Annotated in this window: 15 protein-coding genes and 3 tRNA genes; 1 reads left to right on the top strand and 17 read right to left on the bottom strand. The window is 50.6% G+C overall.

The window, feature by feature from the left end:
* Positions 1-3 precede the first annotated feature (3 nt).
* The 13 genes from ACHHZ6_RS11255 to ACHHZ6_RS11195 all read right to left on the bottom strand — a co-directional run bounded on the left by ACHHZ6_RS11255 (position 4) and on the right by ACHHZ6_RS11195 (position 9794).
* On the bottom strand, positions 4-1206 hold the full coding sequence (locus ACHHZ6_RS11255; protein ID WP_284961540.1) for a DUF2213 domain-containing protein: 1203 nt from the start codon (positions 1204-1206) through the stop codon (positions 4-6).
* A 261-nt stretch (positions 1207-1467) separates the two neighbouring features.
* Positions 1468-2001, bottom strand: a complete 534-nt coding sequence (locus ACHHZ6_RS11250) for a phage minor head protein (RefSeq protein ID WP_228861693.1) — start codon at positions 1999-2001, stop codon at positions 1468-1470.
* Positions 2002-2071: 70 nt separating this feature from the next.
* Positions 2072-3523: a DUF1073 domain-containing protein gene (locus ACHHZ6_RS11245; RefSeq protein ID WP_395122234.1), complete on the bottom strand. Its 1452-nt coding sequence runs from the start codon at positions 3521-3523 to the stop codon at positions 2072-2074.
* A gap of 5 nt (positions 3524-3528) precedes the next feature.
* Positions 3529-5145 (bottom strand): TerL protein, encoded by a 1617-nt coding sequence (locus tag ACHHZ6_RS11240; RefSeq protein WP_395122233.1) that lies wholly within the window; start codon positions 5143-5145, stop codon positions 3529-3531.
* Positions 5146-5343: 198 nt separating this feature from the next.
* Positions 5344-5946 carry a hypothetical protein gene (locus ACHHZ6_RS11235; protein WP_032625746.1) on the bottom strand — a complete coding sequence of 201 codons (603 nt, stop codon included), beginning with the start codon at positions 5944-5946 and terminating at the stop codon, positions 5344-5346.
* A 244-nt stretch (positions 5947-6190) separates the two neighbouring features.
* Complete coding sequence (locus ACHHZ6_RS11230; RefSeq protein ID WP_395122232.1) at positions 6191-7195, bottom strand: tyrosine-type recombinase/integrase; 1005 nt, start codon at positions 7193-7195, stop codon at positions 6191-6193.
* Between the two features lie 86 nt (positions 7196-7281).
* Positions 7282-7485, bottom strand: coding sequence for a hypothetical protein (locus tag ACHHZ6_RS11225; RefSeq protein ID WP_023325713.1), 204 nt, complete (start codon positions 7483-7485; stop codon positions 7282-7284).
* A gap of 64 nt (positions 7486-7549) precedes the next feature.
* The gene (locus ACHHZ6_RS11220; protein WP_395122231.1) at positions 7550-8101 is read right to left on the bottom strand and encodes a hypothetical protein; all 552 of its coding nucleotides are present in this window, start codon (positions 8099-8101) and stop codon (positions 7550-7552) included.
* A complete protein-coding gene (locus ACHHZ6_RS11215; protein ID WP_395122230.1) occupies positions 8098-8634 on the bottom strand; it encodes a lysozyme in 537 nt (178 codons plus the stop codon). Before ACHHZ6_RS11215 ends, ACHHZ6_RS11220 begins: the two co-directional genes overlap by 4 nt.
* Positions 8634-8936: a hypothetical protein gene (locus ACHHZ6_RS11210; RefSeq protein ID WP_395122229.1), complete on the bottom strand. Its 303-nt coding sequence runs from the start codon at positions 8934-8936 to the stop codon at positions 8634-8636. Before ACHHZ6_RS11210 ends, ACHHZ6_RS11215 begins: the two co-directional genes overlap by 1 nt.
* A 549-nt stretch (positions 8937-9485) precedes the next feature.
* Positions 9486-9560 (bottom strand) — tRNA-Gly (locus tag ACHHZ6_RS11205).
* Between the two features lie 4 nt (positions 9561-9564).
* Positions 9565-9640: transfer RNA gene (locus ACHHZ6_RS11200), tRNA-Thr, on the bottom strand.
* A gap of 77 nt (positions 9641-9717) precedes the next feature.
* Positions 9718-9794 (bottom strand) — tRNA-Ile (locus ACHHZ6_RS11195).
* A 116-nt stretch (positions 9795-9910) separates the two neighbouring features.
* On the opposite strand from ACHHZ6_RS11195, the gene ACHHZ6_RS11190 reads away from it, so the two are divergent.
* The gene (locus ACHHZ6_RS11190; RefSeq protein ID WP_395122228.1) at positions 9911-10714 is read left to right on the top strand and encodes a DUF3800 domain-containing protein; all 804 of its coding nucleotides are present in this window, start codon (positions 9911-9913) and stop codon (positions 10712-10714) included.
* A 269-nt stretch (positions 10715-10983) separates the two neighbouring features.
* On the opposite strand, the gene ACHHZ6_RS11185 is transcribed toward ACHHZ6_RS11190, so the two are convergent.
* From ACHHZ6_RS11185 to ACHHZ6_RS11170, 4 genes are read right to left on the bottom strand one after another with little or no spacing between them, the layout of a single operon-like run.
* Positions 10984-11787 (bottom strand): antitermination protein, encoded by an 804-nt coding sequence (locus ACHHZ6_RS11185; RefSeq protein WP_395122227.1) that lies wholly within the window; start codon positions 11785-11787, stop codon positions 10984-10986.
* Positions 11784-12644 carry a helix-turn-helix domain-containing protein gene (locus tag ACHHZ6_RS11180; RefSeq protein WP_395122226.1) on the bottom strand — a complete coding sequence of 287 codons (861 nt, stop codon included), beginning with the start codon at positions 12642-12644 and terminating at the stop codon, positions 11784-11786. Before ACHHZ6_RS11180 ends, ACHHZ6_RS11185 begins: the two co-directional genes overlap by 4 nt.
* Positions 12644-13618 (bottom strand): toprim domain-containing protein, encoded by a 975-nt coding sequence (locus ACHHZ6_RS11175; protein WP_032666054.1) that lies wholly within the window; start codon positions 13616-13618, stop codon positions 12644-12646. The genes ACHHZ6_RS11180 and ACHHZ6_RS11175 overlap by 1 nt, the downstream gene beginning before the upstream one ends.
* Positions 13615-15231 (bottom strand): DEAD/DEAH box helicase family protein, encoded by a 1617-nt coding sequence (locus ACHHZ6_RS11170; protein ID WP_395122225.1) that lies wholly within the window; start codon positions 15229-15231, stop codon positions 13615-13617. The genes ACHHZ6_RS11175 and ACHHZ6_RS11170 overlap by 4 nt, the downstream gene beginning before the upstream one ends.
* Positions 15232-15253 lie beyond the last annotated feature (22 nt).

Here is a 15253-nt window from a genome sequence, read left to right as displayed (position 1 = left end):
GTTTTAGCCTCGTTTAGCCCAGAGTTCTTTCGCGGCTTTATTGATTTCCGCGATAGATTTTGTGGTGTTGGTGGTCATCGTGCGGAAACTGTCGACAGTCTGCGCTGCGGTATTGCGGTTTTTAGCCAGCTCAGACACGGCGTTAAACGCCATATCTACGGTGGCTTTTTTCAGGCCGGTGACATCCGCATCGCCAACGATGGAACGAACCAGCGCCTGATCGGCAGAAGCCAGAACCTGACGTTTAAACGCAGTTGGTTTCGCCTTCGTCGGGAGTTGGATGCCTGGCTGAATCAGATCTGCACGATAAGCAGCATCGCCAGTAACTGCCCCCTCCTCCTCACCTTTTTCGTCTTCATCTTCATCAACCGTCGCTGGATTGGATGGGGTGAGTTTTGCCACGGCCTCAATGAGCGCTTTACCCCACGCAGGGATATCTTCTTGCGCATCAGTCGTGACAGGCAGCGTTGGCGCAGGCATCGGGTTTTGAGGTGAGAGGTTGATAACCACCCCCCCAGGGGTCATGGATGACGTTACATCGTCGTTATCACCAGTCATATTTTCTGGTGGGTTATCGATCAAGTTCGCCATTTCGGCGGCGTCGTTGGTTTTACGGGCCTTTAAAAGCCGGGTAAACCAGTTTTTAGTAGTGCTCGGCATAGCGTCTCCCAGTGCACAACGTGAACCAGCCCGCCCGTTAGGGACTAAGGCCAGGTGATTACCGGTGATCGCATACTGCTCTGCGACACCCGGCGAGATTTGACGGTAGTCGGCGTCATAGCCGCAACTAACCTCATCGTCTCCGTCTTCAACTGCCTGAATAGCTTCCGGCGTCTTGACGATGACATCAGCCAGCAGCAGATCAGAGTTTGCCCCCTCTCCGCGTCTGACATTCTGAATGTGACCGTTTGCCAGCCTGCGCCAGTTTTCCGGCGTGACAAAAATGATGTTGCCGCCGAAGTCTTTCGGGTGGCCTATAGTGACGTTCATCCCCTCGAACGACGCGATAGTGCGTTCACTAAATACCTCTTCAGGCGTTCGGCGGACAACAATCAGCCCGTCGCTGTCAGGGGTTAATTCAGGCAGCTCTTGCGCGCCATAAACCTGTTCTCCGGTTCGCCCGATAGGTACGTCTTTGAAAAGAATCGAACCATCGGCCAATTGAAAACGGGAGTTCCCAAGGCGGGTTTTAAAGAAATATTTCATGGGTTACCTGCTTGATTACGGGCAACAAAAAAGCCGCTCAATGGCGACCTTGTGAGATGGGAAAAATGTTCGAAATAACGGTCTATTTAACATAAGGGTTCTTACCCGCACTGACGAAAAAGGACTCGATTAAAATGTCCCCTTAAAGCCGTAAAAGTAGCGGTTAACTGGGCTGAAAATCGGCCTTTTCGAATACAACATTTTCATAACATTTCACGGGTATTGCAGTTCGCATGAAATGAATGCCCAAAGCCGTATTTTTCATTTTCTCGGAGCAGGAATCTGTACCTCAGGCCAGCATTCGCAGTTCGGTAAACATCCGGCGTGCCCGGTCATACCATCCAGCGTTGGAGGGTTATCCCAGCGGACAAATTTATCTTTCATTTTCCGATGTGACGGGCGGGTGCCAGCACCATGAATACGCCACCAGTAGCCCTCTGAGCCAACCGAAAGGGCTCTGGCCTGCGTCAGCGCGCCGGTAGCTCTTCCAATCTCTGTACGGGCAATCAGCTGCGCCCTGCTGGCGGCCACGTCACCGGAGGCCATGATCATCTCGTAGAGCTCGTCCGGACGTTCGCCAGTGATAACCGCCTGCATTGCGCGCTGTTGTATGTCCATCACGCGATCAGCTGCTTCCAGCGGCAGGGACTTCATCAGCTGAATCTGGCGGTACACGATATCCTGCGCCACCAGCCCGACGGGGGTATTACCCACCACATCACGCAGGCCAGCGCCGATTTCCTCTGATACCGATTTCCACTGATTCCATTCCTCCCGCTCGACCTGGGCAAACATCCTTCGCCCGACCTGCTCTGCCCAATCACTGATTACTTCGGAATAGTCCACCAGCGTTTTCGAAATACTGTCAGCGCTCCCCTGTGAACCATCGTACGTACCATCTACGATCTGACCTATCTGGTTTGCTATCGCCAACAGGCTTTTGCGGTACTGGATTTCCGATCGTCGGCGGAGGGATGGTTTCAGATTCATCCTCCTCCCACTGGGACTTCGCATTGTTAATGTCCTCGTCAGTGATTGATGCACCAATACCCGTCACGCGCGCCGTTTCCCTGAGGTCGGTAAGTGCGGCTGCAGGAGGCATTCCAAGTTCACGCACAGCAGTAGCCAGCGCGTTAGTGGTGTTGGTTGCAACGGTTGAACGATCAACATCTGACATCTGCCAGAGGGGATTAAATTCGAATGCAAAATCGGCTGGCAATGGTTCGCCAAATTCAGAACGATGGAGGACATCATAAAGGAGCCTGACAGGCGCTCTTAAGACGTTTTCCTGAAGAGCACCGATATCGTCGTAGTAATTCGCCAGATCAGCATCACCCGTTGAAAAACCTTTCGGCGATTGGCGAAATAACCGAACAAGGGGAATGCCTACGGCACCGGCAATATCTTCCTTAAATTCACTCAGAAGGTCTGATAATCCAGCAAAAGTATAGGAATGTGTCTCAAAAGTATCTTCTGAATCAAAAAGAGACATTCCCTCATTTGTCTGGAACTCACGAACCATATCCATCTGTTTTATTAGTGCTTCTAATGGCTTTCCACCCATCGCGATGATTTCGCGAAGCTTCTTGATTTTTGCTGTTCGCAAATGTGCTTTGTAAGCCAGCTGCGCAGCACCAACGCTCGTGCTGTCATACGATGTCAGGCGGTCAAAGACTCTCTCAACAACAGACATCCCCCACTCATTTTCCGTGAGCGCCTGCTGATACGGGAGGGTAATTCCATCCATTCGAATCAACCGGCTATAGTTCACTGTCCAGGGGGGAATACCCTGCGCAGAAGTAACGATTTCGTAAGTTTCGGGTTTACCAAGCTCAGGCCCGAGTTTCTTGATGCGTCGTCCGAGATTAGGATTAATCATCCAACGATCGAGAACAGCGAGGCCTTTAAAGCTGCCTTTTCCCACTTTATCCAGTACCAGCGGCGTCAGGGGTGCCTGTCCCTCAATGAGGATTAGCCCAACGGCACCACCATACAGCCTGGACCATTTCAGGATCAGGTTCAGCCGCTCCCAGAGTTTTAGCTCTTCAAATCGGGCCTCCAGAATCCCCCGCCGTTTTGGGTCAATTTCACTGGTTATTCTGGCACCTTTTTTTGTCATATCGTCGGGTTTTGCATCAACAGCTGCGCCGATGATCCACGAAGAACGATAAGCCCATTCCAACAGCAGACGATTGCGGCTGGTGTAATTGGCTCGATAAGTTGACGCTGCATGCTGATTTGGCTGCTGCATGCCAACTCGCGCGACAAAGTTATCGTAAGAGTCGGCAGTGGCGACTCTTCCTGTTTTTTTCGCCATAGCTTTTATGCTCCGAGCTTAGACCAGATATCGAGAGAGGAATCCATCGGCGCGTAGTTAATCATCACGGAGTCAGCCAGGTTAGGCGACTTAGTGCCATCAGGTTGCTTATTAACTGATATTTTCCCTACGCCATTAATGGAATAAGTCGGTTGTGAAAGCTCGATGATGAGTTTGTCTTTACTTTCCATCGCGCTGCTGATGGAAATGATTTCGTCAGGGTCGTAGGGCATCTTCTCAACCACTGCACGGTATGTGTTTCTGAACAGTTTGCGAAGATGCCACCAGCTCTGTGCTTTCGCGTTGGCGAAGAAATCCTTATTAAGCCGCGCATTCTGTCCGTTGTCGCCGCGCACGGCTTCGTCCTCAGGGTCAAACACACCGCCACTGCCACGGAAAGGGGTAGCAAGCATGATTGAACGCTGCTCAGCTTTACGTAGCTCATTGATGGCTCTGGCATCACCGCGAACGCCAGCGCCCAACCCATCCTCGTCAAAGCGAAACTCTTCGAGGCGATCTTCTTCGCAGAAACCGAAAACCTTCTCAACAGACTGGTAAATATCACTGCCAACACCGGACCACTCCCGTACATTCTCAAGCAGGAAACCGTGTCGGGTGGAAAATGAGTTTTTATCCCGCCCTTCGTCGGCGACATCCATTGCGCCCAGGCGTTTGCCGGTTGGCAGGATTCCCAATGTGATATGTGCATCGACGGCAGCCTGTACCCATTCTGAGGGGATCAGCACACCTTCAGCTGACGCGCTGTAGTTCAGGTCTAATTCCTGTGCCACAACAACCGGGTTATCGATTTTGTCGCATTCCTTGCGGTACCACTCATCGTCTTTACGTGGGTCACTGCGCCAGTGGAATGTAAACACAGGGATTTTCCCGCTGTGCCGTTTCTGGGCAAAAGGGTTTGCCATACCGTTTACCGATGAAAGATCGATACGGCAGCGTGTTGTTTGAGAAAGAGAAGCCTCTATCAGCATCGGTCGCTTAAGGAATGCCGACTCATCCACGAAATAAAGCGTGGTACGGTCACCACGTCCGATATTGTCGCCTGCTTCCCCAGTAATTACTGAGCCGCTCTCCGGAAACTCCACCCGCATGTATGGTGCATGTTTCTTATAATTCCAGCCTCCCCGGAATTCGACGGGCAGCATTTCAACGAATTTACGCGCTTTCCAAAACAGCGCTTTTGGGCTGCCGGTACTGTCGACATATTCCTCTTTACGGGAACCGAACCCGATCACCATTTCTTTGTTGAACAGGCAAAGCGAACAGGCCAGACCGATAGAGGTCCAGCTCAGCCCCATTTCGCGGCTTTTTTCTGTTAGTCCGTTCTCTAGCCCCTTGCGGCGTTCCATAATCCAGTTTATCCACTCTTCCTGTTTCGGAAACAGCAAGAATGGTATGGACACGGGAAGCCCAAAATCGAGGTTACGCGGGTCCGTCGTCATGCCCCAGTCGATGATGAACTGGGCCGGGTTATTGCGGTAAAACTCACGGAGCGCCGGAAGCATTTCAGGTGCCTTCCTGATCCGCTCCAGCCTCTCCATTCTCCACTCATACACGGCGGTATAGTCCGGTTTGCGGAAGTCAAAGGGGAATGGGATCGGCACAGAAAAATTCCTCAAAAACGCCCCGATTTAACATAATGGTCGTTACCCGCACTGGCGCAACAGCACCCATCACGCAAACGGCGTGAAGCCTCTGTTTTGAACAGAAAAGTGGTCAAATCGGGATGAATAAAACGTGCATAAAACGGGTCAAAAAGTGCATAGCGTTTTTACGGTTCGAAACGCCTGTTTTTGCAATTTTCAGCCCAGGTATTTTTTGTAGATATCGGCTGCTTCCTGCGGGGTCAGGTTCGCCGCGTCGGCTTTGGCTGCCTCGTCCATATTGTTGAACGGTTCGAAAATTTTCGGTGCTCCCAGCTCCATAAGCAGGGTTGCCGGAACTTTTACCCCCTCAGCCTCAAGCAGCTGCGCCGCCTCCAGCGCGGAGTATTTCCCGGCCACCTTGTGTTTCATCACCTCGCGAAGCACATCACGCTGACGTTCTTCCTCGCTATAGACGCTGGTACCAAGACCGAGCACTTTTGAGAAAACAGCAATATCGTTGTGCGTGGGCAGCACATCTTCGATCGTGGTTTTCACACCATCCGGCGATGTGGTGACAACCTTCCGTTTGCGAACGTCCAGGCTCTTACCGGCGACGCGGTTTATTTTCTCTCTGAGAGCTTCGCGAGCCTCAGTGAAAGCGCGCTCAAACTCGATATTCTCTTTACGCCAGCGACGGATCGTCGTCTCGTCCACACCTAAGCGCTGAGCAACCATCCGATTGCTGATTTTGCTACGGGCTAATGCCATGTCCATAACGATACCGACGTAGGCTTTTCTGAAGCTTTTTTTAGGAGCCATACTTCCGCCTAAGTCAATGTGATTATTTTTTGTTCAAAATCCAATTTCTCCGATCCGGGTGCGGCGTATCACGCGGTAAATTCTGGCGTGCAGGCCGCGTCCTCTCTGGTGCCAAGTGCGGCATATCAGAGGGGGTAAAAATGCGGCATATCCTTTTTTTCGGGAAAACTGCGATTTGATGCCCGGAGGCCGCGCAGAATGGGGAGATAGTGGATCGCCCTAATATTTCCACTATGTGGATAACTCAGTCCAAATCCATCTCCACCACTTCACCGAACAGGTGACCGTAAACGTCCATTGTGGTTTTGATGTTCGAATGCCCAATAAGTCGGGAAACCTTCAGAATATCGACGCCTTTGTTTGCCAGGCGAGATACAGCAAAGTGGCGAAGATGATGGAATCGCTTAATGCCATAGTCGTTCAGGGTTCTGACGAGACCCCCCTGAGTGCCGTAGCTGGTAGCGAGGCATGCTCCGGTAAACTGGTTGCAGATGAGAGGCTCAGAAGTACCGAGCTTACTTTTATCCAGCAACGCGAAAAGCTCACGCGGCATCCGTACCCGGCGCTCCACTCCTCTTTTCAGCCCCTCGTGTATAACGCCATCAACAACATGCCCCCGGATGTCGATCCAGTCGACTGACACGTCGTTATAAGTAACCGCCAGAGCCTCACCGATGCGCAGGCCACAAATCCCGAGCCAGCACGCGATACGCTCACGAACTGGCGCGTTATTCAGTAGCTCTCTGACCGATGATGATGGCGGTATGGTGATGGGTCGACGCTTCCGGCGCGCGGGACGGTCAACAGGGTTAAAAGCGATGAGCCGCTTTTCCACCAGCAGGAAGAAAGCCGAACGAATCCAGCGATGGCAGCCGGTGCGAACCGAATCAACGATATCGCGATGCCTGATATGGAGAATATTTTTATCCAGTATCGGCCCGTCTACAGCGAGAAGATCGTGACGGCATTTCGTATATGACGATAGCCGTATAATATTTTTTTCCAGCTTTCCCGCCTGATAGCCAAGATAAAACAGAATTAACTTTCGGAAAGTCCATGAGTGGTCTATTCCGGTCCAGCTGGCGGTTCGACAATCCAGCTCGATATTCTGTTTTTGCCAGAAAAGATGTGCGGCATCATCAATATTCTTAAAGATGCGGCGGCGTCCATGACCGGATTTTTCATCCTTCCAGTGGACGTAATATTTTGATTGTCCATTGGCATCTAGGGATTGTTTTAGCGATGCCATACAGAATACCTCTGATGAATTTTACGCCATTATGATGGGGCTACCCATTATGATGGCAATAAAAAACCGCCCGAAGGCGGTTGAACTCACTTGTCTTTCATAGCATTTTCAATAGCGTCTGCCAGTGACTCAATATTTGCAACAGCAAACTTGATGTCTTTTTCAAGCTTGTCTCTTCCTGTATAACTTGAAGAAGCTGATACTGACGCTTTGACAATTTCTAATGCTGCTTTAACAATCTCACCGCGGTTGCGCTCTTCTTTTGTAGCGTAGGCGTAATTTTCAAACATGTTCAATCTCCATATAAACCATGCCTATCATGGTACTTCTTATATTGGTGACTAATTTTAAATTTCAATGCGATGAGCTGCCTAAATTCTCCAAGTGTGACTCTTTTCTGCTACTTTCAATTTCACGAACGCCAGCCAGCTGGTTATTCGCTTTTTCGATAGCGGCCAGCAGCGGCTTGATCCAGAGAACAGCCTGGCAATACGTCAGCGTGCCGGGGGTAGTGGTGCTATCACCGGCTGCGTCAGCGTTCCCGGAATCGGTGTGCATTGCGCTGGCACGTAAACTGTTCGCGTAGCTGAGCAGCCCACCAGCGACATCAGCAGGAATAGGCAGATCACAGGTTTTTTCACGGCGGAGAATCTCCCGGTATTCGATTACGGTTTCTTCGGTGCTGGTGTCGATAAGGGAGTTAAGCCTATTGGCATGTTCTGCAACCTGATTAAACAGGTTGAAGTTGAAAGCCTGAGTCGCGATCACCTGCCCCTGCAAAGAGTTGTCACTTCGTAGAACTTCGTTATCGCTCTGAAGGCTACTGGCGTTTGAGCAACTCTTAACGAGAGCGACAGAAAGGCCAGCAATAACGACAACGCCGATAAGACCTGGATTAATTTTCATTGGTCCAGTCCCCAGCACGCCAGCGCACTTTCTTGATCGCGCCGCTCGACCTGCCCATAGCAGCCATTCTTCTGGCCTTTGGTTAGTCGGCAATCACGGCCACCGTCTTTAATCCACCAGCGGATAGCTTCACAGGCCCCTTTCCGGTCACCAGCATTGATGCGCTTATAGAACGTGGATGGGAAGCATTTACCCGGCCCGATGTTGTATGGGCAGAAAGATGCGATCCCGGCTTTCTGCGGTTCGGTAAGCGGCACATTAATATTGCGATCAACCCACGCAAGCGCCTTATCCCGTTCGATGGTGTTTACCTGGTCGCATTTGGCCTGTGCCAATTTCATGCCCTGCACAACCGGTTTACCATCAACGCTCGTGGCGCCGCGGCAAATTGTCCAGATACCGCCGCCATCTTTGTACGCCGTGAGGCTGTTACCCTCTTTCTCATTCAGAAACTGATCGAGAATGACGGATGCTGGCACACCAGCGAGTACCAGCCCCAGAACAGCAGAACTCAATTTTGTTCTGGTCCCCATCAGTCACCTTCCTTTTGTAATGCCTCAACGACCACGCTTGCAGCTGCGGGACGTTCGTGAAGGGGTTTGTCACCAACGCCTTTCAGGTAGTCATTGACCATTTTTGTTCGCTTCTCATCCTCTTTACGCCTGCGGTGCGCATCTATACGCCCGTTGATGTAGGAGGCAAGCGAGATAAGCAAACCAGCAGCGCCAAAGAACATGAACACCAGATCCTGAGTGGTAAATCCAATGGCAGAAGCCAGAGCTGCTACCCACGCAAAGAACTGCGTGAAGATGTTCCCTGAATCATTCATTTTCATGGTCTCTCACCTCGCTAAGTGCGGGTGCTGTTACTAGAAATATAAAAGGCCGCCTAATGGCAGCCTTGTGATGATTGAACCTGCTGGAACTTGCTTCTCCTGAGGAGTGCAATAAATTAAACAATCCTTAAGAAGAACCAACTTACGCAAAAAATAATTAACTTCTCAAATAGTTTTAAATCATTACTATTTGCACTAAGTCATGACTTTAACTCTTTGTGGTTAAAAGAAAGACAAGCGGGCATGAGATGGAGTTGTTATTGCGGAGAGGAGTGATGTCGTTCTCCGCACTTTTTTAGACTCAAAGCGATTTCCGCCACGTAGAAATTAAAAAACCCCGCACTATGGCGAGGTTATTTGAATTTGAGGCACCTCATCCAACAAACCACCCCGGTTAGTTGGATTTCGACGAGATGCTTTTGGATGAGCGCTGAACCCAAAGGTCAGTTTTTTCACACAGCAATTTTGCGAAAAGCAGCGCCCATTCAAAACTGGGTCGCTTTTCAGTCACTCCGGGTATCCCATCATCGCAGACCGAAAAGCTTTAACTGGAGCGGGCAGCGGGAATCGAACCCGCATCATCAGCTTGGAAGGCTGAGGTAATAGCCATTATACGATGCCCGCATTATGGTGCCGACTACCGGAATCGAACTGGTGACCTACTGATTACAAGTCAGTTGCTCTACCTACTGAGCTAAGTCGGCATTGGTCCGCCACCGGGGCCTCGAACCTCGTACTACAACATTAAGTTGCCGCTCTTCCCGATGAGCTAGTGGCGGTCTGGTGGCCCTTGCTGGACTTGAACCAGCGACCAGGCGATTATGAGTCGCACGCTCTAACCAACTGAGCTAAAGGGCCGGGAGCGAAATGATACATAAGCCAAACCGCCACGCCAAGCATAAAACGATCTTTATCAACACGTTATATGTGTGATTAAATATTACGCTTCACTATAACCATGTGGCATCTACTTTATGGCTGAAAATGAACATCCTGGGAAATTGATATGGCATATTGCTTGCGACGAGTCAGGTATTGACGGTCAGCGATTCTATGGATTTGGCAGCCTTTGGATGAAATATCAACGGCGTGGTGATTTTGCGCAACTAATCAGGAATCTCAGAGAGAAGCATTCCTTCTTCGAAGAAATCAAATGGCAAAAAGCTTCTTCTAAGCGTTACTCTGACTTTTATCACGAACTAATTGATGTCTTCTTCAAGGTTCCGTGGTTAGCTTTTCACTGTATAGTGGTCGAAAAATCAATGGTTAATAAATCATTTCACAATGGCGATTATGATTTAGCTAGGAGAAAGCATTTCACCAATCTCATATCAACAAAAATTGGCTCTGTTATATCAGCCCATCCAGAACGAGACAGTAACTTCAGAATCGAAGTTGACCCAATTGCATCTCGCTACAAAAAAGCAGATGAAGAATTCCATGTTATTGCCAATAACGTGTTAAACATCAAATATGGCCGCCAAGGGATAATCAGTAGTGTTGTCACAAAAGACTCTAAAGCATCTGAAAATATACAGATTGCCGATTTTTTCTTAGGGGCTGTAATGTGTGCCTATCAAGGCAAGGCATCATCTGAAACAAAGCTCAAGGTGTCTAACAATGTTGCTTCTTATCTGGGGTGGCCCCATTTGCAGCATGACACATGGCATACCGAAAGGAAGTTCAATATATGGTACTTTTATGACAAAACTAGGGGACCTAGAGATATAGAAACAAAACCAGTAAGGCTGAAATACCCGCTTCCGAAAAAGAAATAGATGTCGACCTCTCAGCCGACATGGTTGGAGTCCCAGACTAATTATCGAGTCGAAGTTACCAACTTGGCGGTTAACTTTTGGGAGCCGCCTCTTCATTCCCAAACCTGTTGATAAGCCAAATCTACATGGGCGCGCCAGTCCATGTCAATAATAGACAGCAATAAAAAACCCGCTCTGAGGCGGGTTTGATTTCGTGTAGGCGCAATAACCTACGATTCGAAGCATACACGACAAGTTCGGACAAAATCAAGCTTAATGTGGCTAATATGCTAAATTTTGTTCATATCATCACGAAAGCTAGTTGCGTCCTGAAACGCCGAGTCTGCTTTTTGTTCTTCTCTGTAGCAGACGTCGACAAGCCCCTCCAGAAACGGTTTCCAGTTACGGGTCCACGTTCTGACGTGCAGATCTGGAACTCGCTTCAGTATCGCTTTATAGGCTGCAGTAGACGGCACCCCAGAAAATCCATTTCCGCTGCAGCGCTCGCAGGTTTTAAATACCGGCGCGCCGCGCTCGCTTGTGGCTTTACGATCGAGCACCTCACCTTTTCCGCCGCAGCGGCATCGGGCCAGCAGCTCACCTTTACCGTTACATGCCGCGCATTTACGCTTGACCAGTTCGTGCTTGATTTTCGGTGGTACGATTTCCATTCCGTCAGAGTTGAAGACTCCAGGATGTTTGATCACATCCTCATACTGAGAGGTTAATCCGCTGCCGCTGCAGCTGTGACACTTCACGCTGGTTTCCGCTGAACGGGAGTATTCGGCAAAGGCGAATTGTGCGAGCACCAGCATACACCAGCCAAACTCGCCTGCTGCAGCTTTGCGTACATTCCTGGGCGCTGATTCCATTGCATGACGCGCCAGAGCTTGTACAGCCAGCTGCTCATCGCTTTTGCTGATCCCGGTTTTACCAAAGAAGGCAGCCAGACCAAACCGCGCTCGGCTGCTGGTGGTACCAATGGCCGCCATAACATCAGTGCCGGTGATACGATCCGGAGAGGTTCCTTTCACGTCGTCGCTGATGTGCATTCCCTGAGGGCTAAAGTGTTTTAGTGATGCCTCCAGTTTCATTCTTCACACTCCCCTACCAGGTTAAGAATCACCGCGGCGCCGTGGTTCTCCATGTATTGGCCCTTTTCACTTTCAAGGAACCAGCGACATACCTCGATAGCTTCAGCTCGCGTCACGGGTTTGATGGTTGCCAGCAATTTTTCAAGGTAGCGCTCGCGGTCATATACGGATTCGTGATGCTCTGAGTAACCAAATTCATCGCTCAGCTCCTGGCTTGAAGTGTGGCGAACGCTATAGAGCCAGTCCCAGTAAATAAATTCACGAACAACATCGGACAGCGTAAAAGGCTCAGGCAACACATCGCGATATCCATCAACAAATGCCCGACGCTGATCATCAATTTCATACATACGGCTGCCGTTAATGCTGCCAGCTTTCTTCTCGGCCGGAGTCCATCCCCAACGGTGATCGCCGATAAATTTCGGGGAAGACTTGATTACTCTCTCAGCTTCAACATCTTCGAGCGCTGCCTCATAGTTGCCGAAAGTAGCCCTGACTGATGCTGCTTTTTTGATATTCTCCCGGGCGTTCTTGATTGCCTGTGCCGGATTACCCATACCGATTGTACCGAAGGCAACCTGTAAAGGATCGCCACCATTCGCCAACAGATAACCCGCATAACGTTTCTCGGCCTCTTTTGGGGTGATTTCAATTTTCTCCAGCGCGGCTTCGGCTGCGTCCAGATGTGCGGGTTCGTTCTGACGGATAACCTCCAGCACCCAAAGATAAGCATCAGTCTGCTTATGCCCGGTGATTCTCCGTTGCTCGGGCAGAGGCTTGATGTTTGAGAGGGCGGAGCTGTGCGCTGCCGTCGGGATGGTGAATAGTGCTTTATGTTCGTTGTTATCAGTACGCATTACGCAGCCGCCTTTTTCTTGAAGAAAACCACCTCACGAACCTGATCGCCGTTCATGAGCATGTCGTTAAAATCCCCGTTATCCGGGTAGTAGATGCTGATTTTTTCCAGGTCATTTTTTGCCAGTAAGTTGGCATGGGCGCATTCCGTGGCCGCAGCCAATCCGGTGGCACTGTTTACGTCTCGATCTGCGAAAATAATCAAATTTTTCACACCTGCAGGAACACGGAATTTCTTCATGAATCCGCTGGTCATGGTGGCCCAGGTGTTAACGTTGTACAGCTGCTTGCAGGAAAGAGCCGTTTCGATACCCTCGGCAATTCCGAGGGTCGTCGCTACCGGGAACATGCGAATAGCGACTGAACGGGCATGATCCAGATAGCTTTCGTCCTGAAGAGATTTCTGGCGCTTCGCTCCGGCAGAATCCCTTAGTTGGGCTTTCTGATTGCCGTCCAGTAAGGTTCTGTGCAGATAGCAAAGCTCGCCTTTGTCGTCAGTTGCGAGTGAATACAGACACTGGTAAACCTTACCGCCGTAGCGTTGTTTATCATTGAACTTTACCGCCTCTTGAGGGAGCTGATAAATTCCCCTGGCCTGCAGATAATCCGCCCCGGTAGTTCCTTTCAGGTTGACCAGTTTCGAAAATTTGGACAGAACCCGATCACGGGCACTTACTGCATCTGAAGTGCGCGGGAACGCTTCGCGGGTAAAGTTATTACCAATCAGCTGGTCTATTTCCCTGCAAATTTCATTGAATGGCTTCCCTTGTGTCAGAGTGACAAGCTTCATTCCGTCACCGCTGCCGCAGGTACAGATCCATGTTCCCCGGCCGTCCCGGTCATCAATACGCAGCTTTCCCCGCGCACCACATACCGGACATTCGCCTTTAAAGTGATTTCTGGCATTAATGGGAGGTAACCCGAAGTGCTCAAAAATCATTGCCCATTGACCTTTTGCCGCTTCTGCCGTCTTCATGCTCGTTTTCCTAACTGCTGTTTGATATCGCTAATCGCTTTCTGTGCTTGTTGTACTGAGGATGGGGCTGCCGTGCCTAATGCCTCCTGCAGACGCTTGGCCTTCTCCTGCCCTTTCGCATACGCAATCAATTTGTGCCGGATGAAATTAGAGACGGTCGGCGTGATCTCCATCGGGAAATCGCTCAACCCGTTAGGCCACTCGTCAAACCGTTCGCGAAAAGTATTTGCACACCAGCCATCGCTGACGGGCTTTTTCCCCTGCGATACGCGCTGGCGCTGATAGAATTTGATCTGACTCCACCAGGCCTGTTTCTCTGCCTTCGTGGGTTGATGCTGGTTTTTACCCAGCTTTTTGAGTTTGCGGCCGGTGTCGGTATCGACGTCCTCACCGCCCAGCGGCTTATGCCCACATTTCGGGCATACATAGACGCCAGCTGGCTTCATGTAATGGCATTGAGAGCATTCGTGTGGCAGCTTTTCGGCCCGTTCCTCAGCTGCGCGGCGCGCGCTTTCCTCCATGCCGTCAGACTTACCGGGAAGATCGTCGTACTCGATTGAATCCGGATAACCCAGACGGTGCACGGTGCCGCTGTGATCGAAGATGAGGCAGGACTCTTTACCCGGTGCGGTGCGCAGGCCACGCCCGAGCGCCTGCAGCCAGCGAATTTCGCTTTTTGTTGGCCTGGCGTAGATGATGCAACGAACGTCACTATCGAAGCCGGCCACCAGAACGCCCACACTAACGATGATTTTCGTTGCACCGGTTTCAAAGCGGTGAATGATGGTCTGGCGCTCATCCACTGGAGTGTCGGCGGTCATTACCTCAGCGTTAACACCCGCCAAGTTAAACTGGATTGTCAGGTAATTGGCGTGGGCTACGTTGACGCAGAAAGCGATGGTAGGCAGATCCCGGCCATTCTCCAGCCAGTTCTGTACGATGTCGCCCACCAGCGTAGAGCCGCACATGATTTCAGCCAGCTGCGTTTCGTTGTAATCGCTCCCGTACTCAAGCGATGCTTTGGTTTTAACTCCTTTCAGATCCGGCTTAGTTGGCGCGTAAAATTCGTATTTACTCAGATCGCCACGCTGGATTAACTCGCCGATGGTGGTCGGTTTAATCAGTCGGTCATAGTATTTGCCAAGGAACGGGGAAAACGGAGTTCCCGACAGGCCAATCACCTTTACGCCTTTGCCGCGCAGACGTTCGATATCCTTGAGGATGCGTTTTTTACGCAGGTGTGCTTCGTCGATAATCAGCAAATCAATATTTTCAGGAAAAACACGACGAATAAGCGTGTCGGCGCTGGCAATCTGAATTTTCCGGTCCGGATCGTAGTTCGGGTGATCCGCCCAGATATAACCGATTTCATCCCCCGGTAATCCATACTCCACGAACCGATTAGCCGTCTGACCGATCAGGATGGTGTACGGTGCACAGAACAGGACGCGCATACCACGGCTGACAAACCCGGCAACGATGAAGGCGGCCAAACCCGTTTTACCGCTACCGGTTGGCGAATACACCATGAAGGTGTCGTTTGCCTTCCAGTCACGGCGCAACATGTTTAGCGCTCGTTCCTGTGCAAAATTCGGCGTGATCGTCAGCTCCATTGTGCAGCTCCCGTGCTGATGA

Source organism: Enterobacter cloacae complex sp. 2024EL-00214, from assembly GCF_043945575.1.
GTDB lineage: Bacteria > Pseudomonadota > Gammaproteobacteria > Enterobacterales > Enterobacteriaceae > Enterobacter > Enterobacter cloacae_P.
Note: the sequence above shows the minus strand (reverse complement) of the source record. Positions and strands in the feature narration are given on the sequence as shown.